Here is a 19,016-nt window from a genome sequence, read left to right as displayed (position 1 = left end):
CCGACCGCGCTGCGCGCGGGCCCTCTTTTAGCTCCGAGGCGGGTGCGCCCGGTACGCTCACCGCCGTGCCACACGCTGATCAGTCCCAAACCACCCAGAAGGGCGCACCCGTGACGTATCCGGGACCGCCCCGGCCGGTCCGGGTCTCCGCAACACCCCTCGCGGAGCTCGCCGATCAGCTGGGTATCGAACAGCCGGAGGAGACCGCGCAGGTCACGGGCATCACCCATGACTCACGTGCCGTCCGCCCCGGCGACCTGTACGCCGCCCTCCCCGGAGCCCGTCTGCACGGCGCCGACTTCGCCACCCAGGCCGCCGGCCTCGGCGCGGTCGCCGTGCTGACCGACCCCACGGGCGCCGAGCGCGCCGCCGCGACGGGGCTCCCGGTGCTCGTCGTCGAGGACCCACGCGCACGCATGGGCGAACTGGCCGCCACGATCTACGGCCACCCCGGCCGGGACCTGCTTCAGATCGGGATCACCGGCACCTCCGGCAAGACCACCACGGCGTACCTCGTCGAGGGCGGTCTGAAGGGGGTCAGGTCCACCGGCCTGATCGGCACCGTCGAGACGCGCATCGGCGACGAGCGCATCAAGTCCGAGCGCACCACGCCCGAGGCCACCGACCTCCAGGCCCTGTTCGCGGTCATGCGCGAGCGCGGCGTCGAGGCGGTCGCCATGGAGGTCTCCAGCCACGCGCTGGTCCTCGGCCGGGTCGACGGCTGTGTCTTCGACATCGGCGTCTTCACCAACCTCAGCCCGGAACACATGGAGTTCCACTCCGACATGGAGGACTACTTCCGGGCCAAGGCACAGCTCTTCACGCCGAAACGCAGCCGTCTCGGCGTCGTCAACCTCGACGACGAGTACGGCCGCAGGCTCGCCAGGGAAGCCACGGTCCCCGTCGTCACCTACTCCGCCGAGGGCCACCCCGACGCCGACTGGCGTGCCGAGGACGTCGAAGTCGGCCCCATGGACTCGACGTTCACCGTGATCGGCCCCAAGGGCGAGCGGATCGCCGCCAGGTCGCCGCTCGCGGGCCCCTTCAACGTGGCGAACACCCTCGCCGCGATCGTCGCCCTGGCCGCGGCCGGCCTCGACCCGCAGACCGCCGCACACGGCGTCGCCGCCGTACCGGGGGTGCCGGGCCGCCTGGAGCGCGTGGACGCCGGGCAGCCCTACCTCGCCGTCGTGGACTACGCCCACAAGACCGACGCCGTCGAGTCGGTCCTCAAGGCGCTGCGCAAGGTCACCGAGGGCAGGGTGCACGTCGTGCTCGGCTGCGGGGGCGACCGCGACAGGACCAAGCGCGGGCCCATGGGCGCGGCCGTGGCCCGCCTCGCCGACACCGCCGTACTGACCTCCGACAACCCCCGCTCCGAGGATCCGCTGGCCATCCTCGCAACCATGCTCGAGGGCGCGGCGTCCGTACCGGCACACGAGCGCGGCGAGGTCCAGGTCTTCGAGGACCGGGCCGCCGCGATCGCCGCAGCCGTCGCCCGCGCGCAGCCTGGTGACACCGTGCTCGTCGCGGGCAAGGGCCACGAGCAGGGCCAGGACATCGCCGGGGTGGTCCGTCCCTTCGACGACCGCCAGGTGCTTCGAGAAGCCATCCAGAAGACCCAGGGATGAACTTGTGATCGCCCTCTCTCTCGCCGAGATCGCCTCAGTCGTCGGCGGGCAGACCCACGACATACCGGATCCGTCGGCGCAGGTGCACGGGCCCGTCGTCATCGACTCCCGGCAGGTGAAGGACGGTGCTCTGTTCGCCGCCTTCGTGGGAGAACGCGTCGACGGCCACGACTACGCCGAGCAGGCCGTCCGGGCGGGCGCGGTGGCCGTGCTGGCCCAACGCCCCGTCGGCGTGCCCGCGATCGTCGTCAAGGACGTTCAGACGGCCCTCGGCGCCCTCGCGCGCCATGTCGTACGACGGCTCGGCGCGACCCTCGTCGCCCTCACCGGCTCGGCCGGCAAGACCAGCACCAAGGACCTGATCGCCCAGGTGCTGCGCCGCAAGGCGCCGACGGTGTTCACACCGGGCTCGCTCAACAACGAGATCGGGCTGCCGCTCACCGCGCTCACCGCCACCGAGGAGACGAAGTTCCTCGTCCTGGAGATGGGCGCCCGCGGGATCGGCCACATCAGCTACCTCACGGATCTGACGCCCCCGAAGATCGGCCTGGTCCTGAACGTCGGCTCCGCCCACATCGGCGAGTTCGGCGGCCGCGAGCAGATCGCGCAGGCCAAGGGCGAGCTCGTGGAGGCCCTTCCTTCGGCACAGGAGGGCGGCGCCGCGATTCTCAACGCCGACGATCCTCTCGTACGGGCCATGGCCGCCCGTACGAAGGCGAAGGTGATCCTTTTCGGAGAGTCCGGCGAAGCGGACGTTCGCGCCGAGAACGTGCGACTCACGGACAGCGGACAGCCCGCCTTCAGCCTTCGCACACCCTCCGGTGCAAGCGAAGTGACCATGCGCCTGTACGGTGAGCACCACGTGTCGAACGCGCTCGCCGCGGCCGCCGTCGCCCATGAGCTGGGCATGTCCGCAAGTGAGATCGCCACCGCGCTCTCCGAGGCGGGCTCCCTCTCCCGCTGGCGTATGGAGGTCACCGAGCGCCCGGACGGCGTGACCATCGTCAACGACGCCTACAACGCGAACCCCGAGTCCATGCGAGCGGCCTTGCGCGCGCTCGCGGCGATGGGCAAGGGGCGGCGGACCTGGGCGGTGCTCGGCAAGATGGCCGAGCTCGGGGACGAGGCGCTCGCCGAGCACGACGCGGTCGGACGGCTCGCCGTCCGGCTCAATGTCGGCAAGCTCGTCGCGGTCGGGGGCAGGGAAGCGTCCTGGCTGCAACTGGGCGCATATAACGAGGGTTCGTGGGGTGAGGAGTCGGTGCACGTGTCCGACGCACAGGCGGCGGTCGACCTGCTGCGCAGTGAATTGCGCCCGGGAGACGTCGTCCTCGTGAAGGCGTCCCGTTCGGTCGGCCTGGAGAGCGTCGCCCAGGCGCTGCTCGACGCCGAGGGTGAGGTTGCCGCCCGATGATGAAGCAGATCCTGTTCTCAGGAGTCATCGGCCTCTTCCTGACCCTGGTCGGCACCCCGCTGCTGATCAAGCTGCTCGCGCGCAAGGGTTACGGCCAGTACATCCGGGACGACGGCCCGCGCGAGCACGCCAGCAAGCGCGGTACGCCGACCATGGGTGGTATCGCCTTCATCCTGGCGACGGTCGTCGCCTACTTCCTGTCCAAGGTCATCACCGGCTTCCCGCCCACCTACTCGGGCCTGCTGGTGCTCGGCCTGATGTGCGGCATGGGACTGGTCGGCTTCCTCGACGACTACATCAAGATCGTCAAGCGGCGTTCGCTGGGCCTGCGGGCCAAGGCGAAGATGGCAGGCCAGCTGATCGTCGGCATCAGCTTCGCGGTGCTCGCGCTGATGTTCCCGGACGCCCGCGGCAACACCCCGGCCTCCACCAAGCTGTCGTTCATCACCGACTTCGGCTGGAAGATCGGCCCGATCCTGTTCGTGGTCTGGGCGCTGTTCATGATCCTCGCGATGTCGAACGGCGTGAACCTCACCGACGGTCTGGACGGCCTCGCCACCGGCGCCTCCGTCCTCGTCTTCGGCGCCTACACGTTCATCGGCGTCTGGCAGTTCCAGGAGTCCTGCGCCAACGCGCAGACCCTCACCAACCCGGGCGCATGCTACGAGGTGCGCGACCCCCTCGACCTCGCGGTCATCGCCTCGGCGCTGATGGGCGCCTGCCTCGGCTTCCTGTGGTGGAACACCTCGCCGGCCAAGATCTTCATGGGTGACACGGGTTCGCTCGCGCTCGGCGGTGTCCTGACCGGCCTCGCGATCCTGTCCCGCACGGAGCTGCTGGTGGCCATCATGGGCGGCCTGTTCGTCCTCATCACCATGTCGGTGGTCATCCAGGTCGGCTCCTTCAAGCTCACCGGCAAGCGCGTCTTCCGCATGGCCCCGCTCCAGCACCACTTCGAACTCAAGGGCTGGTCCGAAGTCCTCGTGGTGGTCCGTTTCTGGATCATCCAGGGCATCTGTGTGATCGTCGGCCTGGGTCTCTTCTACGCGGGATGGGCAGCAGAAAAGTGACCTCCTCGGAGCACCTCGACTGGCAGGGAAAGAACGTCACCGTCGCCGGACTCGGTGTCTCCGGCATCCCGGCGGCCAAGGCGCTGCACGCGCGCGGGGCACACGTCACGGTCGTCAACGACGGCGACGACGCACGCGCGCGTGAGCAGGCCGCGGAGCTGGAGGCGCTCGGCATCACCGTCCGCCTCGGCGACGGCGGCACCCTGCCCGAGGGCACCGAACTCGTCGTCACCGCACCGGGCTGGAAGCCGGACAAGCCGCTCTTCACCGCGGCCCGTGCGGCCGGCCTGGAGATCTGGGGCGACGTGGAGCTCGCGTGGCGGCTGCGCGGCCCCGACGCGGCCCCCTGGCTCGCGGTCACCGGCACCAACGGCAAGACGACCACCACCCAGATGCTGGCGTCGATCCTGAAGGCCGCCGGGCTGCGTACCGCCGCCGTCGGCAACATCGGCGTCTCCCTGCTGGACGCGGTGCTCGGCGACGAGCAGTACGACGTCCTCGCCGTGGAGTTGTCGAGCTATCAGCTGCACTGGGCGCCCTCGCTGCGCGCCCACTCCGCCGTCGTGCTCAACCTCGCCCCCGACCATCTCGACTGGCACGGCTCCATGGAGGCGTACGCCGCCGACAAGGGCCGTGTCTACGAGGGCAATCGGGTCGCCTGCGTCTACAACGTGGCCGACAAGGCCACCGAGGACCTGGTGCGCGAGGCGGACGTCGAGGAGGGCTGCCGGGCCGTCGGCTTCACCCTCGGCACTCCCGGGCCCTCCCAACTCGGTGTCGTCGAAGGGATCCTGGTCGACCGGGCCTTCGTCGAGGACCGGCACAAGAACGCCCAGGAGCTCGCCGAGGTCTCCGACGTCGACCCGCCGGCCCCGCACAACATCGCCAACGCCCTTGCGGCGGCGGCCCTCGCACGCGCATTCGGGGTGCCCGCAAGGGCCGTACGGGACGGGCTGCGGGACTTCACCCCGGACGCCCACCGCATCTCCCACGTCGCCGACGTGGACGGGGTGGCCTATGTCGACGACTCCAAGGCCACCAACACCCATGCCGCAGAGGCCTCGTTGGCGGCCTACCAGTCGATCGTGTGGATCGCGGGCGGGCTCGCCAAGGGCGCGACCTTCGACGAGCTGGTCGCCAAGTCGGCACAGCGACTTCGCGGTGTCGTGCTCATCGGCAAGGACCGCGCCCTGATCCGTGAAGCCCTCGCGCGACACGCCCCGCAGGTACCCGTGGTGGACCTCGACCGGACCGACACTGGGGCGATGCTCGCGGCTGTCCAGGAGGCCTCACGCCTCGCCGTCGCAGGTGACACGGTGCTGCTGGCTCCGGCCTGCGCCTCGATGGATATGTTCGCCAACTACAACCAGCGCGGTGACGCGTTCGCGGAGGCGGTTCGCGAACTCGGCGCCTGACCGACGTAGCGGAGGCGTTGATGCCCAGTAGCCGGACCGGCAGGCCCCCCGTGCAGCGGGCGTCCCGGCGCCCCGCCGTCCCCCGGCAGGCGCGCGAGAACCCCGTGCAACAGCTCTACACGCGCGTGCGAAAGGCCTGGGACCGGCCGCTGACCGCCTACTACCTGATCCTCGGCGGCAGCCTGCTGATCACCGTGCTCGGCCTGGTGATGGTGTACTCGGCCTCCCAGATCACGGCCCTGCAGATGTCCTTGCCGGGATCCTTCTTCTTCCGCAAGCAGTTCCTGGCCGCCGTCATCGGCACCGTACTGCTGCTGATCGCCTCCCGGATGCCGGTCAAGCTGCACCGGGCGCTGGCCTATCCGATCCTGGCGGGCGCGGTCTTCCTGATGGCCCTGGTACAGGTGCCGGGGATAGGGATGTCGGTCAACGGCAACCAGAACTGGATCTCGCTCGGCGGCTCCTTCCAGATCCAGCCCAGCGAGTTCGGCAAGCTCGCCCTCGTACTGTGGGCGGCCGACCTGCTCGCCCGCAAGCAGGACAAGAAGCTGCTGACCCAGTGGAAGCACATGCTGGTGCCGCTCGTCCCGGTCGCCTTCCTGCTGCTCGGGCTGATCATGCTCGGCGGCGACATGGGTACGGCGATCATCCTGACCGCGATCCTGTTCGGCCTGCTGTGGCTGGCGGGGGCCCCGACCCGGCTGTTCGTCGGGGTGCTGTCGATCGCCGGGCTGATCGGGATGATCCTCATCAAGACCAGCCCCAACCGCATGGCCCGGCTCGCCTGCATCGGCGCCACCGAGCCCAAGTCGGGGGCCGCCGACTGCTGGCAGGCCGTGCACGGCATCTATGCCCTCGCATCTGGCGGAATCTTTGGCTCCGGGCTCGGCGCGAGTGTGGAAAAATGGGGTCAACTCCCCGAAGCCCACACCGACTTCATCTTCGCCGTCACCGGTGAGGAACTGGGCCTCGCGGGGACGCTGTCGGTACTCGCTCTCTTCGCGGCTCTAGGCTATGCGGGTATCCGCGTGGCCGGACGCACGGAGGACCCCTTCGTGAGGTATGCCGCGGGAGGTGTGACCACCTGGATCACCGCTCAGGCGGTGATCAACATCGGTGCGGTGCTCGGTCTGCTGCCGATCGCCGGTGTCCCACTCCCGCTGTTCTCCTACGGAGGGTCCGCCCTGCTGCCGACCATGTTCGCCATCGGGCTGCTGATCGCGTTCGCGCGTGACGATCCCGCCGCGCGGATGGCGCTTTCGATGCGGCAACCCCGCTTTGGTAGAAAGCGGGCGGGAGGCGCCGTGCCGGCACGGGGGCCTCGGAGATGGAACACGATGCGACGGCGCGCCCCATCGGCGCGTTCGTCCGGAGAGCGGTGAATTTCGGTGCATGTCGTACTCGCCGGTGGGGGGACCGCCGGCCACATCGAGCCCGCGCTCGCCCTCGCGGACGCCCTGCGCAGGCAGGACCCGACCGTGGGGATCACGGCCCTGGGCACGGAACGGGGCCTGGAGACCAAGCTCGTCCCACAGCGCGGCTACGAGCTCGCGCTCATCCCGGCCGTCCCGCTGCCCCGTAAGCCGACCCCGGAGCTGATCACCGTGCCGGGCCGGCTGCGCGGCACGATCAAGGCCACCGAGCAGATCCTGGAGCGCACCAAGGCCGACGCCGTCGTCGGCTTCGGCGGCTATGTGGCGCTGCCCGCCTACCTCGCCGCCAAGCGGCTCGGGGTGCCGATCGTGGTCCACGAGGCCAACGCCCGCCCCGGTCTCGCCAACAAGATCGGCTCCCGGTACGCCGCCCAGGTCGCCGTGGCCACGCCGGACAGCAAGCTGCGCAACTCCCGTTACATCGGCATCCCGCTGCGCCACACCATCGCCACCCTGGACCGGGCCGCCGTCCGCCCCGAGGCCCGGCACATGTTCGGCCTCGACCCGAACCTGCCGACCCTGCTGGTCTCCGGCGGCTCGCAGGGCGCCCGGCGCCTCAACGAGGTCGTCCAGCAGGTCGCGCCCTGGCTCCAGCAGGCCGGGATCCAGATCCTGCACGCGGTCGGCCCGAAGAACGAACTGCCGCATGTACAGCAGATGCCGGGAATGCCCCCCTACATCCCGGTAAGTTATCTGGACCGGATGGACCTCGCGTATGCCGCGGCCGACATGATGCTCTGCCGTGCGGGCGCGATGACCGTCGCCGAACTCTCCGCCGTCGGGCTCCCGGCCGCCTACGTCCCGCTGCCCATCGGCAACGGCGAACAGCGGCTGAACGCCCAGCCGGTGGTCAAGGCCGGCGGCGGACTGCTGGTCGACGACGCGGAACTGACACCCGACTGGGTACGGGGCAACGTCCTGCCCGTGCTCGCCGATCCGCACCGGCTGTACGAGATGTCCCGCGCCGCCGCCGAGTTCGGCCGCCGGGACGCCGACGAGCTGCTCGTCGCCATGGTGTACGAGGCGATCGCCTCGCACCGACGCCAGTAGCCAGGAAGAGGGAGTGCGCGTGGCCGGATCGACGACCGCCGAGCGCGGTGAACGCCAGCAGGAGTCGTCCGGCCCGCCACCCGCCCGGCGGTTGAGGGTGCGTCGGCTTCGTATGATCATCATCCTCGCCGTGGCGCTCGCACTTCTCTCCGCGGGCGCCGTCTGGCTGTTGTACGGGTCCCCGTGGCTCCGTGTCGAACGCGTGTCGGTCTCGGGAACCCTGGTGCTGACTCCGGAACAGGTCCGCGAAGCCGCCGACGTCCCGCTCGGCTCGCCGCTGATTTCCGTCGACACCGATGCGATCGAGGCACGACTGCGCCGGAAATTGCCCCGAATTGACTCAGTTGATGTCGCTCGCTCCTGGCCCCACGGAATCGGGCTGAAAGTGACTGAGCGTACTCCGGTTCTGCTTGTCCAAAAGGGCGGAAACTTTGTCGAAGTGGACGATGAAGGTGTCCGGTTCGCCACGGTTTCCGTAGCCCCGAAAGGCGTCCCCGTACTGGAATTGGCGCTCTCCCGGCCGGACTCCCGCGCCGCGAGCCTGCGCCGTTTCGGCGAGGCCCGGCTGGTGCGGGAAGCGGTGCTCGTGGCGGGTGACATTCCGGTCGACGTCGCGCGCGCGACCCGTTCCGTCAAGGTGCGTTCGTATGACGACATCTCGCTGGAGTTGAGGGGAGGTCGTACCGTCGCCTGGGGAAGCAGCGAGAAGGGCGCCGCGAAGGCCCGTACGCTCACTGCTCTCGTCAAAGCCGCCCCGGATGCCCGGCACTTCGACGTCAGCGTCCCCACAGCCCCTGCGTCATCGGGGAGTTGACGCACATCAGCGCAGGCCAGCACCCTGGTTGGGCAGCGCTACGGCTGATCACATAGGGTGAAAAGAAAAACGGGAGGTTCGGCGTGTTCGTTGAACGTGCGCCACTTGTCGACTTAGTGTCCTGTTCAGAAGACTCCAGGGAACAGACACACTGGTAACCCTAAACTTCAGCGTTAGGGTTCGGGTCGGCGCTACGGACCGTCCCATTCGGCATCAGTCGACGGATCGCGAGGCAGCAGTGCTTCGTCGGTTCGGCGACACGTAACTCGAGGCGAGAGGCCTTCGACGTGGCAGCACCGCAGAACTACCTCGCAGTCATCAAAGTCATCGGTGTCGGCGGCGGTGGTGTCAATGCCATCAACCGGATGATCGAGGTCGGTCTCAAGGGCGTCGAGTTCATCGCCATCAACACCGACGCGCAGGCGCTGTTGATGAGCGACGCCGACGTCAAACTCGACGTCGGCCGCGAACTCACCCGCGGACTCGGCGCCGGAGCCAACCCGGCCGTGGGCCGCAAGGCCGCCGAGGACCACCGCGAGGAGATCGAGGAGGTCCTCAAGGGGGCCGACATGGTCTTCGTGACGGCCGGTGAAGGCGGCGGCACCGGCACCGGCGGCGCGCCCGTCGTGGCCAACATCGCACGCACCCTGGGCGCCCTCACCATCGGCGTGGTCACCCGCCCCTTCACCTTCGAGGGCCGGCGCCGCGCCAACCAGGCCGAGGACGGCATCGCGGAACTCCGCGAAGAGGTCGACACCCTCATCGTCATCCCCAACGACCGGCTGCTGTCCATCTCGGACCGCCAGGTCTCGGTCCTCGACGCCTTCAAGTCGGCCGACCAGGTCCTGCTCTCCGGTGTCCAGGGCATCACCGACCTCATCACCACGCCCGGTCTGATCAACCTCGACTTCGCCGACGTCAAGTCGGTCATGTCCGAGGCCGGTTCGGCGCTCATGGGCATCGGCTCGGCCCGCGGCGACGACCGCGCGGTGGCCGCCGCCGAGATGGCGATCTCCTCGCCGCTGCTCGAGGCGTCCATCGACGGCGCCCGGGGCGTGCTGCTCTCCATCTCGGGCGGCAGCGACCTCGGCCTGTTCGAGATCAACGAAGCGGCCCAGCTGGTCAGCGAGGCCGCCCACCCCGAGGCCAACATCATCTTCGGCGCGGTCATCGACGACGCCCTCGGCGACGAGGTCCGCGTCACCGTGATCGCGGCCGGCTTCGACGGGGGCCAGCCGCCCGCCCGCCGTGAGACGGTCATGGGTTCCTCCTCGGCCCCGGCCCGCCGCGAGGAGCCCACTCCGGTACGGCAGACCGAGAGCCGTCCGTCCTTCGGCTCGCTCGGCAGCGTCACGCCGAAGGAGGACCCGGAGCCGGCGCCCGAGCCGGTCGCCGACCTCCCGGTCGCCCCGCCCGTCCCGCCGTCCCGGAGCTACTCGGACAGCGCGGCCGAGGAGCTGGACGTGCCGGACTTCCTGAAGTGATAGGACAGCTCGAGAGCGTGAGCGGCGCGCACTTCGCCTTCACCGACCGGTGGGGCGGGGTGAGCGCCGCTCCGTATGAGGAGCTCAACCTCGGCGGGGCGGTCGGCGACGACCCCGCGGCCGTGCGGACCAACCGCGAACTGGCCGCCAAGTCGCTCGGTCTCGACCCGGCCCGGGTGGTCTGGATGAACCAGGTGCACGGGGCGGACGTCGTGGTGGTCTCGGAGCCGTGGGACGACAGGCCGGTGCCCCGGGTCGACGCGGTCGTCACCGCCGAACGCGGTCTCGCCCTCGCCGTCCTCACCGCCGACTGCACCCCGGTGCTGCTCGCCGACCCGGTCGCCGGGATCGCCGCGGCGGCGCACGCGGGCCGGCCCGGCATGGTCGCCGGAGTCGTCCCGGCCGCGCTACGCGCGATGACCGAACTCGGCGCCGACCCCGCCCGGATCGTCGCCCGCACCGGACCCGCCGTCTGCGGTCGGTGCTACGAAGTGCCCGAGGAGATGCGGGCCGCCGTCACCGTCGTCGAACCCGCGGCGCACTCCGAAACGAGCTGGGGCACTCCCGCGGTCGACGTGACCGCCGGAGTGCACGCGCAGCTCGACCGGCTCGGGGTGCGCGACCGGCAGCAGTCGCCGGCGTGCACGCTGGAGTCGGACGACCACTTCTCGTACCGCCGCGATCGCACCACGGGGCGACTCGCGGGATATGTCTGGCTGGACTGATCGGGCATGACGGACCGCAAGGACGAACTCGCCGCGAATCTGGCGAAGGTGGAGGCGCGCATCGCCGCCGCGTGTGCGGCCGCCGGGCGCAGGCGGGAAGAGGTGACCCTCATCGTGGTCACCAAGACCTACCCCGCGAGCGATGTGCGGATCCTCGCCGAGCTCGGGGTGCGCCACGTCGCCGAGAACAAGGACCAGGACGCGGCGCCCAAGGCCGCCGAATGCTCGGATCTGCCCCTTGCTTGGCACTTTGTTGGTCAACTGCAGACCAACAAGGTGCGATCTGTTGTGGGTTACGCGGATCTCGTGCAGTCCGTCGATCGTTCGAAGTTGGTGACGGCTCTCTCCAGGGAGGCCGTGAAGGCCGAGCGCGAGGTGGGCTGCCTGATCCAGGTCGCTCTCGACGCCGGTTCGAGCGAGCGAGGGGAGCGGGGTGGCGTGGCGCCGGGCGGAATCGAGGAGTTGGCCGCTCTCGTGGCCGGGGCTCCGGGGTTGCGGCTCGACGGGTTGATGACCGTCGCGCCGCTCACCGGGGAGTACGCGGGACGCGAACAGGCGGCGTTCGAGCGGTTGATGGATTTGTCGACTGACCTGCGCAGAGTCCATCCGGCTGCGAACATGGTCTCCGCAGGTATGAGTGCGGACCTCGAACAGGCCGTGGCAGCGGGAGCGACACATGTGCGCGTCGGCACCGCGGTACTCGGAGTCCGCTCCAGGCTCGGGTAACGTCGCCAGGAAGTCGGACCACAGCAGAAAATATGGTCATTACCGCCGAAAGGCGGTCATAACGACCTCGTGGATCGCGGGCACTTGGCAGTCGTCAGCCGATCCACCACAGAGCGGAGGACTCAGAGAATGGCCGGCGCGATGCGCAAGATGGCGGTCTACCTCGGCCTCGTGGAGGACGATGGGTACGACGGCCGCGGTTTCGACCCCGACGACGACTTCGAACCGGAACTCGACCCGGAGCCCGAGCGGGACCGCCGACGGCATGAGCCGTCTCACCAGTCACATCAGGCACTTCAGCCTGAAAGGGACGAATCGGTCAGAGTTGTGCAGTCCTCGGTGCCGCGCGACCCGGTGCCCCGATCCTCTTCGCTCGCCGCGGAATCGGTGCGTCCGGCGCGCATCGCGCCCGTGGCATCCATCACACAAGAGCGCGCAAGCCTGGAGAAGAACGCACCGGTGATCATGCCCAAGGTCGTGTCGGAACGAGAGCCTTACCGGATCACCACACTTCACCCCCGGACCTACAACGAGGCCCGTACCATCGGGGAACACTTCCGTGAGGGCACCCCGGTGATCATGAATCTGACTGAGATGGATGACACAGACGCCAAGCGACTTGTCGACTTTGCGGCCGGTTTGGTGTTTGGTCTTCACGGCAGCATCGAGCGGGTGACGCAGAAGGTGTTCCTGTTGTCGCCTGCTAACGTCGATGTCACGGCGGAGGACAAGGCCCGCATCGCAGAGGGCGGGTTCTTCAACCAGAGCTGAGAAGCAACAACCGGAACGAAGTACGAACAGGGGAGAGGGAAAGACAGACCATGAGCGTGTTCGCGCAGGTGATCTACATCGCGCTGATGGTGTTCCTCATCGTGCTCATCTTCCGATTGGTCATGGACTACGTCTTCCAGTTCGCCCGCTCGTGGCAACCCGGCAAGGCGATGGTGGTCGTTCTGGAGGCCACCTACACTGTCACCGATCCACCGTTGAAGCTTCTGCGGCGGTTCATTCCGCCGCTGCGTCTCGGGGGCGTGGCGCTCGACCTGTCCTTCTTCGTGCTGATGATCATCGTCTACATCCTCATCTCCATCACGGGAAACCTGGCGAGGTGACTGTGGACGATACGGTCTTGCCGACTGCCGATGACTACGTTGAGGTGAAGAGATGCCGTTGACCCCCGAGGACGTGCGGAACAAGCAGTTCACGACCGTCCGCCTCCGAGAAGGCTATGACGAGGACGAGGTCGATGCCTTCCTCGACGAGGTCGAAGCCGAACTGACGCGCCTGCTGCGCGAGAACGAGGACCTGCGCGCCAAGCTGGCCGCGGCGACGCGTGCTGCCGCCCAGAACCAGCAGAACATGCGCAAGCCTCCGGAGCAGCAGGACCAGCAGCAGGGTGGCATGCCCGGACAGGGAATGCCGCAGCAGGGTATGCGCGGGCCCGGTCCCGGCGGCCCCGTACCGGCCGGCATATCCGGTCCGCCGCAGCAGCAGATGGGCGGCCCCATGGGTGGCCCGCCCCAGCTGCCGAGCGGTGCGCCGCAGCTGCCCGCCGGTCCCGGCGGTGGCCAGGGCGGCCCGCAGGGTCCCGGCCAGATGGGCCAGGGCCCCATGGGTCAGGGTCCGATGGGACAAGGCCAGATGGGTCAAGGCCAGATGGGCCAGGGTCAGTTGGGTCAGGGCCAGATGGGCCAAGGCCCCATGGGTCAGGGCACCATGGGCGGTCAGCCCATGCAGCAGCAGATGGGTGGCCCGATGGGCGGCCCCATGGGCGGTCCGATGGGCGGCCCCGGTCAGGGCCCCGGTGGCGACAGCGCCGCCCGAGTCCTGTCGCTGGCCCAGCAGACCGCCGACCAGGCGATCGCCGAGGCCCGTTCCGAGGCCAACAAGATCGTCGGCGAGGCGCGTTCGCGTGCCGAGGGTCTCGAGCGTGACGCCCGTGCCAAGGCGGATGCCCTGGAGCGGGACGCGCAGGAGAAGCACCGCGTCGCGATGGGCTCCCTGGAGTCCGCCCGCGCCACGCTGGAGCGCAAGGTCGAGGACCTGCGCGGCTTCGAGCGCGAGTACCGCACGCGTCTGAAGTCGTACCTGGAATCGCAGCTGCGTCAGCTGGAGACCCAGGCCGACGACTCGCTGGCCCCGCCGCGTGCCCAGGCCGCTGCGTCGCTGCCGCCGTCCCCGGCGCCCTCCATGGCTCCGGCCGGTGCGAGCGCGCCGTCGTACGGTGGCAACCAGGGCATGGGTGGCGGTCCTTCGCCGGCCGGCCCGTCGTACGGCGGCCAGCAGCAGATGTCGCCCGCGATGACCCAGCCGATGGCGCCGGTACGGCCGCAGGGCCCCGGTCCGATGGGGCAGGCTCCCTCGCCCATGCGTGGCTTCCTCATCGACGAGGACGACAACTGACGGCCTCTAGTACGCCTTAGGCGTCGGCAGCGTTCAGGGCGGGGCCCCGGATTTCGATCCGGGGCCCCGCCCTTTCGCTGCGCCGGCTTGAGCCGGGCGCCTATGGATGTGCCTCGTGGTGTCTTCTGGCGAGTGCGGGCTCGCTGTGGCCGGTCGCGCCCCGCGGCGGGGCCGCTAATGTCACAGCCCCGCGCCCCTTTCGGGTGGGTGCGATGGACGTGCCCCAGGGGGCGCGGGGAACTGGGCCTTACGCCTTGCGCAGTCGGAACGTCAGGGACAGGCCCTCGTCGGTGAACGGGGTGCCGTAGGTGTCGTCCGCCTCGCCCTGGGCGAAGTCCGTGGCCAGGACCTCGTCGGAGATCAGAGGCGTGTGCTCGGACAGGGCCGCGATCACGGCCGGGTCCGTGGCCGTCCAGCGCAGCGCGATGCGGTCGGCCACGTCGAGGCCGCTGTTCTTGCGGGCCTCCTGGATCAGGCGGATCGCGTCACGGGCCAGGCCCGCTCGGCGCAGCTCCTCCGTGATCTCCAGGTCCAGGGCCACCGTCGCCCCGGAGTCGGACGCCACCGACCAGCCCTCGCGCGGGGTCTCCGTGATGATCACCTCGTCGGGGGCGAGCGTGATCGTCTCGCCGTCGACCTCCACCGAGGCCCTGCCCTCGCGCAGGGCCAGCGAGAGCGCGGCCGCGTCGGCGTTCGCGACGGCCTTGGCCACGTCCTGGACGCGCTTGCCGAAACGCTTGCCCAGCGCGCGGAAGTTGGCCTTCGCCGTGGTGTCGACCAGGCTCCCGCCGACCTCGCTGAGGGAGGCGAGCGCGCTCACGTTGAGCTCCTCCGTGATCTGCGCGTGCAGCTCAGGGTCGAGGGAGCCGAAGCCGGTCGCGGCGATGAGCGCCCGGGACAGCGGCTGACGGGTCTTCACACCCGACTCCGCGCGCGTGGCACGGCCCAGCTCGACGAGCCGGCGCACCAGGACCATCTGCCGGGACAGCTCCGGGTCGATGGCGGAGAGGTCCGCCTCCGGCCAGGAGGCCAGGTGCACCGACTCCGGGGCACCCGGGGTGACCGGCACGACCAGGTCCTGCCAGACCCGCTCGGTGATGAACGGGGTCAGCGGGGCCATCAGCTGGGTGACCGTCTCGACGACCTCGTGCAGGGTGCGCAGCGCGGCCTTGTCGCCCTGCCAGAAGCGGCGCCGGGACCGGCGTACGTACCAGTTGGACAGGTCGTCGACGAACGCCGACAGGAGCTTGCCGGCGCGCTGGGTGTCGTACGACTCCAGGGACTGGGTCACCTGGTCGGTCAGGGCGTGCAGTTCGGACAGCAGCCAGCGGTCCAGGATGGGGCGGTCGGCCGGGGCCGGGTCCGCCTCGCTGGGCGCCCAGCCGGACGTACGGGCGTACAGGGCCTGGAAGGCGACCGTGTTCCAGTAGGTGAGGAGGGTCTTCCGCACCACCTCCTGGATCGTGCCGTGGCCGACGCGGCGGGCCGCCCACGGGGAGCCGCCGGCCGCCATGAACCAGCGCACCGCGTCCGCGCCGTGCCGGTCCATCAGCGGGATGGGCTCCAGGGTGTTGCCCAGGTGCTTGGACATCTTGCGGCCGTCCTCGGCGAGGATGTGGCCGAGGCAGACGACGTTCTCGTACGACGACTTGTCGAAGACCAGGGTGCCGACGGCCATCAGCGTGTAGAACCAGCCGCGCGTCTGGTCGATGGCCTCGGAGATGAACTGCGCCGGGTAGCGGGACTCGAACAGTTCCTTGTTCTTGTACGGGTAGCCCCACTGCGCGAACGGCATCGAACCCGAGTCGTACCAGGCGTCGATGACCTCCGGCACGCGCGTGGCCGTCTTCCGGCAGCCGTCGTGGCGGCAGGCGAAGGTGACCTCGTCGATGTACGGGCGGTGCGGGTCCAGGCCCGACTGGTCCGTGCCGGTCAGTTCGGTGAGCTCCGCGCGGGAGCCGACGACGGTGAGGTGGTCGTCCTCGCAGCGCCAGATCGGCAGCGGGGTGCCCCAGTAGCGGTTGCGGGACAGCGCCCAGTCGATGTTGTTCTGCAGCCAGTCGCCGAAGCGGCCGTGCTTCACCGTCTCGGGGAACCAGTTGGTGTTCTCGTTCTCCTGGAGGAGGCGGTCCTTGACGGCGGTGGTCCGGATGTACCAGGAGGGCTGCGCGTAGTAGAGGAGCGCGGTGTGGCAGCGCCAGCAGTGCGGGTAGCTGTGCTCGTACGGGATGTGCTTGAAGAGGAGGCCGCGCTGCTGGAGGTCCTCGGTGAGCTTTTCGTCCGCCTTCTTGAAGAAGACGCCGCCGACCAGGGGGACGTCCTGCTCGAACGTGCCGTCCCGGCGGACCGGGTTCACGACGGGCAGGCCGTAGGCGCGGCAGACCTTGAGGTCGTCCTCACCGAAGGCGGGGGACTGGTGGACCAGGCCCGTACCGTCCTCGGTCGTGACGTACTCGGCGTTGACCACGTAGTGGGCCGGCTCCGGGAACTCCACGAGCTCGAACGGACGTTGATAGGACCAGCGCTCCATCTCGGCACCGGTGAAGGACTGGCCGGTGGTCTCCCAGCCCTCGCCGAGCGCCTTGGCGAGCAGCGGCTCGGCGACGACGAGCTTCTCCTCGCCGTCGGTCGCGACGACGTAGGTGACCTCCGGGTGCGCGGCGACCGCCGTGTTGGACACCAGGGTCCAGGGGGTCGTCGTCCACACCAGGAGCGCGGCCTGGCCGGCGAGCGGACCGGAGGTGAGCGGGAAACGGACGTACACGGAAGGGTCGACGATCGTCTCGTAGCCCTGCGCCAGCTCGTGGTCGGACAGGCCGGTCTCGTCGCGGGGGCACCAGGGGGCCACGCGGTAGTCCTGGACCAGCAGGCCCTTGTTGAAGATCTCCTTGAGCGACCACCAGACGGACTCGATGTACTCCGGGTCCATCGTGCGGTACGGGTCCTGGAGGTCGGTCCAATAGCCCATGCGGGTCGTGAGCGCCTCGAAGGCGTCGGTGTGGCGGGTCACCGACTCGCGGCACTTGGCGTTGAACTCGGCGATGCCGTACGCCTCGATGTCCTTCTTGCCGGTGAAGCCGAGCTCCTTCTCGACCGCCAGCTCCACCGGGAGGCCGTGGCAGTCCCAGCCGGCCTTGCGGGCCACGTGGTAGCCGCGCATGGTGCGGAAGCGGGGGAAGACGTCCTTGAAGACGCGCGCCTCGATGTGGTGGGCGCCCGGCATGCCGTTGGCGGTGGGCGGGCCCTCGTAGAACACCCACTCGGGGCGGCCCTCGGACTGCTCCAGGGTCTTGGCGAAGATCTTCTGCTCGCGCCAGAAGTCGAGCACCGCGTGCTCGAGCGCGGGCAGGTCCACCTGGGCGGGCACCTGGCGGTACTGCGTCATCAGTCTTCCTCCGGCGGATGTGCTGCCTTCCGTCCGGAGGGACGAGAGTCCGTGCGCCGGTTTCGACGCGCTCCCGCGGTACCACCCTCCTTGGCCCGCCAACACGTGGTGTGCGTCGGTGAGCCCCCTCATTGGGATGCGATGCCGGGTCTACGGCCCCTGCGGGCTTTCTTCCGGCGGCTCCGGGGTGATCTTCACGTCGCGCTCGCCCCCGGGCTTCCACCGTCCCCGGGTCGCTCTGGGCTGCGTACGCCGCTACTCGTCCCCATCCACGCTTTTCGCTCCGCCCAGTGTACGGCGCCCCGGGGACAGCGGCCGACCGGTTTTCCGGGGCCGGGCGCGGAGGTCGCCGCAGGGCGTGGGGTGACCCGAATGGAGCGGCAGGGCGGTTCGGATTCCGGGACGAACGGTCCGGCGGATTACCCGGCGGGGAGCTGGGCACAACGCATGCATGCTTCCCGCCCCACGCGCGCGGGGCGGGCGGATCGGGCGGCGTGCCCCGTTGCCGCGGGACTCCAGTCGATTTATCGTCCCAGCACGATTCGCGAGCAAGATCACAATATGTGAAGGGGCCGCGGCATGGTGGCGAAGAAGACCGCCGTACAGCAGTCGGCGTCGGGCCGGTCCACCCATGCCCGTGCCTCCGGCGGCGAGGCCAAGGACGCGGGCGGAAAGAAGAGTGCGCGCGCGGTGCCGTCCGGCAAGGAAGCGGCGGCCAAGGCCGTGAAGGCGGTCGGAGCGGCGGCGAAGAGCGTCGCGAAGAAGACGCCGCTCCGGAAGACGAGCGGCGCCAGGAAGGCCCCGGCTTCCCGGGCGGCTCCCGGCGGCCGGGGGACCGCGGGGGAGGAGGCCCCGGCCGGGAGACCGGCGGCCGAGCCGCCCGTCGGCGGGACGACGGAGACGACCAAGGGTGTCGGCAAGGCTTCGGTGACGAAGAGGGCAGCGGTCGGGAAGAAGAGCGCGGGTACGAAAACGGCTGCGGCCACGAAGAAGGCTGCGGCTACGAAGAAGGCGGCGGTGAAGAAGAAGACCGTCGGCAAGAAGGCTGGGGTCACGGAGAAGGCGGTCGGTCGAAAGGCGGTCACCGAAAACGGGGTCGGCAGGGAGGGGGTCGGTCGAAAGGCTGCGGTCGCGGAGAAGGCGGTCGGCAAGGAGGCTGTCGATAAGAACGCCGCGGACACCGAGAAGGCGGTCGCCGAGAAGTCCGCGGCCGCCAAGAAGACCTCGGCCACGAGGAAGAAGGCGGTCACGAAGAAGAGCGCGGCCAAGAGCACGGTTGCGACGAAGGCCGCTGCCGAGAACAGGGCCGCAGCCAAGAGTGCGGGCGTGATGGAGAGGGGGGCTGCGGCGAAGGACCCGGTCAAGAGCAAGGCTGGAAAGAAGGCTGCCGTCGAGAACAGGGCCGTGGCCAAGAGCGCGGGTGCGACGGAGGCCGCGGCCAAGAGCACGCCCGCGACGAAGGACGC

At 69.7% G+C, this 19,016-nt stretch carries 14 protein-coding genes and 1 pseudogene; 14 read left to right on the top strand and 1 reads right to left on the bottom strand.

What is annotated here, in order from left to right:
• Positions 1-110 precede the first annotated feature (110 nt).
• The 13 genes from ACFVYN_RS08045 to ACFVYN_RS07985 all read left to right on the top strand — a co-directional run bounded on the left by ACFVYN_RS08045 (position 111) and on the right by ACFVYN_RS07985 (position 14,165).
• Positions 111-1,631, top strand: a complete 1,521-nt coding sequence (locus ACFVYN_RS08045; protein WP_389994301.1) for a UDP-N-acetylmuramoyl-L-alanyl-D-glutamate--2,6-diaminopimelate ligase — start codon at positions 111-113, stop codon at positions 1,629-1,631.
• Between the two features lie 4 nt (positions 1,632-1,635).
• The gene (murF, locus tag ACFVYN_RS08040) at positions 1,636-3,045 is read left to right on the top strand and encodes a UDP-N-acetylmuramoyl-tripeptide--D-alanyl-D-alanine ligase (protein WP_389994142.1); all 1,410 of its coding nucleotides are present in this window, start codon (positions 1,636-1,638) and stop codon (positions 3,043-3,045) included.
• Entirely contained in the window at positions 3,042-4,115 is a 1,074-nt protein-coding gene (gene mraY, locus ACFVYN_RS08035) for a phospho-N-acetylmuramoyl-pentapeptide-transferase (RefSeq protein WP_389994140.1), read from the top strand. The genes murF and mraY overlap by 4 nt, the downstream gene beginning before the upstream one ends.
• Positions 4,097-5,530 (top strand): UDP-N-acetylmuramoyl-L-alanine--D-glutamate ligase, encoded by a 1,434-nt coding sequence (gene murD, locus ACFVYN_RS08030; RefSeq protein ID WP_389994137.1) that lies wholly within the window; start codon positions 4,097-4,099, stop codon positions 5,528-5,530. Before mraY ends, murD begins: the two co-directional genes overlap by 19 nt.
• A gap of 20 nt (positions 5,531-5,550) precedes the next feature.
• Complete coding sequence (ftsW, locus tag ACFVYN_RS08025; protein ID WP_389994135.1) at positions 5,551-6,912, top strand: putative lipid II flippase FtsW; 1,362 nt, start codon at positions 5,551-5,553, stop codon at positions 6,910-6,912.
• 6 nt (positions 6,913-6,918) lie between these two features.
• Entirely contained in the window at positions 6,919-8,013 is a 1,095-nt protein-coding gene (gene murG, locus ACFVYN_RS08020) for an undecaprenyldiphospho-muramoylpentapeptide beta-N-acetylglucosaminyltransferase (RefSeq protein WP_389994133.1), read from the top strand.
• A gap of 19 nt (positions 8,014-8,032) precedes the next feature.
• On the top strand, positions 8,033-8,827 hold the full coding sequence (locus tag ACFVYN_RS08015) for a cell division protein FtsQ/DivIB (RefSeq protein WP_389994131.1): 795 nt from the start codon (positions 8,033-8,035) through the stop codon (positions 8,825-8,827).
• 287 nt (positions 8,828-9,114) lie between these two features.
• A complete protein-coding gene (gene ftsZ, locus ACFVYN_RS08010) occupies positions 9,115-10,311 on the top strand; it encodes a cell division protein FtsZ (RefSeq protein ID WP_389994128.1) in 1,197 nt (398 codons plus the stop codon).
• Complete coding sequence (pgeF, locus tag ACFVYN_RS08005; protein ID WP_389994125.1) at positions 10,308-11,036, top strand: peptidoglycan editing factor PgeF; 729 nt, start codon at positions 10,308-10,310, stop codon at positions 11,034-11,036. The genes ftsZ and pgeF overlap by 4 nt, the downstream gene beginning before the upstream one ends.
• A gap of 6 nt (positions 11,037-11,042) precedes the next feature.
• Positions 11,043-11,762 carry a YggS family pyridoxal phosphate-dependent enzyme gene (locus ACFVYN_RS08000; protein ID WP_389994122.1) on the top strand — a complete coding sequence of 240 codons (720 nt, stop codon included), beginning with the start codon at positions 11,043-11,045 and terminating at the stop codon, positions 11,760-11,762.
• A 129-nt stretch (positions 11,763-11,891) separates the two neighbouring features.
• Positions 11,892-12,533, top strand: a complete 642-nt coding sequence (locus tag ACFVYN_RS07995; RefSeq protein WP_007381413.1) for a cell division protein SepF — start codon at positions 11,892-11,894, stop codon at positions 12,531-12,533.
• 50 nt (positions 12,534-12,583) lie between these two features.
• Positions 12,584-12,874: a YggT family protein gene (locus tag ACFVYN_RS07990; protein WP_057618503.1), complete on the top strand. Its 291-nt coding sequence runs from the start codon at positions 12,584-12,586 to the stop codon at positions 12,872-12,874.
• 52 nt (positions 12,875-12,926) lie between these two features.
• The gene (locus ACFVYN_RS07985; protein ID WP_389994119.1) at positions 12,927-14,165 is read left to right on the top strand and encodes a DivIVA domain-containing protein; all 1,239 of its coding nucleotides are present in this window, start codon (positions 12,927-12,929) and stop codon (positions 14,163-14,165) included.
• A 247-nt stretch (positions 14,166-14,412) separates the two neighbouring features.
• Here ACFVYN_RS07985 and ileS read toward each other — a convergent pair whose 3' ends face one another.
• Positions 14,413-17,550 (bottom strand): isoleucine--tRNA ligase, encoded by a 3,138-nt coding sequence (gene ileS, locus ACFVYN_RS07980; protein ID WP_389994117.1) that lies wholly within the window; start codon positions 17,548-17,550, stop codon positions 14,413-14,415.
• Positions 17,551-18,129: 579 nt separating this feature from the next.
• Between ileS and ACFVYN_RS07975 the strand changes: the two are divergent.
• Positions 18,130-19,016, top strand: a pseudogene (locus ACFVYN_RS07975) (hypothetical protein); the annotation flags it as partial.

It is taken from the genome of Streptomyces sp. NPDC058307 (assembly GCF_042880295.1).
Taxonomy (GTDB): domain Bacteria; phylum Actinomycetota; class Actinomycetes; order Streptomycetales; family Streptomycetaceae; genus Streptomyces.
This window is presented reverse-complemented; position numbering and strand designations above follow the sequence as displayed.

Coding starts and splice junctions, on each gene's coding strand:
- mraY (WP_389994140.1), top strand. CDS start 3,042: ATGATGAAGCAGATCCTGTTCTCAGGAGTCATCGGCCTCTTCCTGACC.
- murD (WP_389994137.1), top strand. CDS start 4,097: ATGGGCAGCAGAAAAGTGACCTCCTCGGAGCACCTCGACTGGCAGGGA.
- ftsW (WP_389994135.1), top strand. CDS start 5,551: ATGCCCAGTAGCCGGACCGGCAGGCCCCCCGTGCAGCGGGCGTCCCGG.
- ACFVYN_RS08000 (WP_389994122.1), top strand. CDS start 11,043: ATGACGGACCGCAAGGACGAACTCGCCGCGAATCTGGCGAAGGTGGAG.
- ACFVYN_RS07995 (WP_007381413.1), top strand. CDS start 11,892: ATGGCCGGCGCGATGCGCAAGATGGCGGTCTACCTCGGCCTCGTGGAG.
- ACFVYN_RS07990 (WP_057618503.1), top strand. CDS start 12,584: ATGAGCGTGTTCGCGCAGGTGATCTACATCGCGCTGATGGTGTTCCTC.
- ACFVYN_RS07985 (WP_389994119.1), top strand. CDS start 12,927: ATGCCGTTGACCCCCGAGGACGTGCGGAACAAGCAGTTCACGACCGTC.
- ileS (WP_389994117.1), bottom strand. CDS start 17,550: ATGACGCAGTACCGCCAGGTGCCCGCCCAGGTGGACCTGCCCGCGCTC.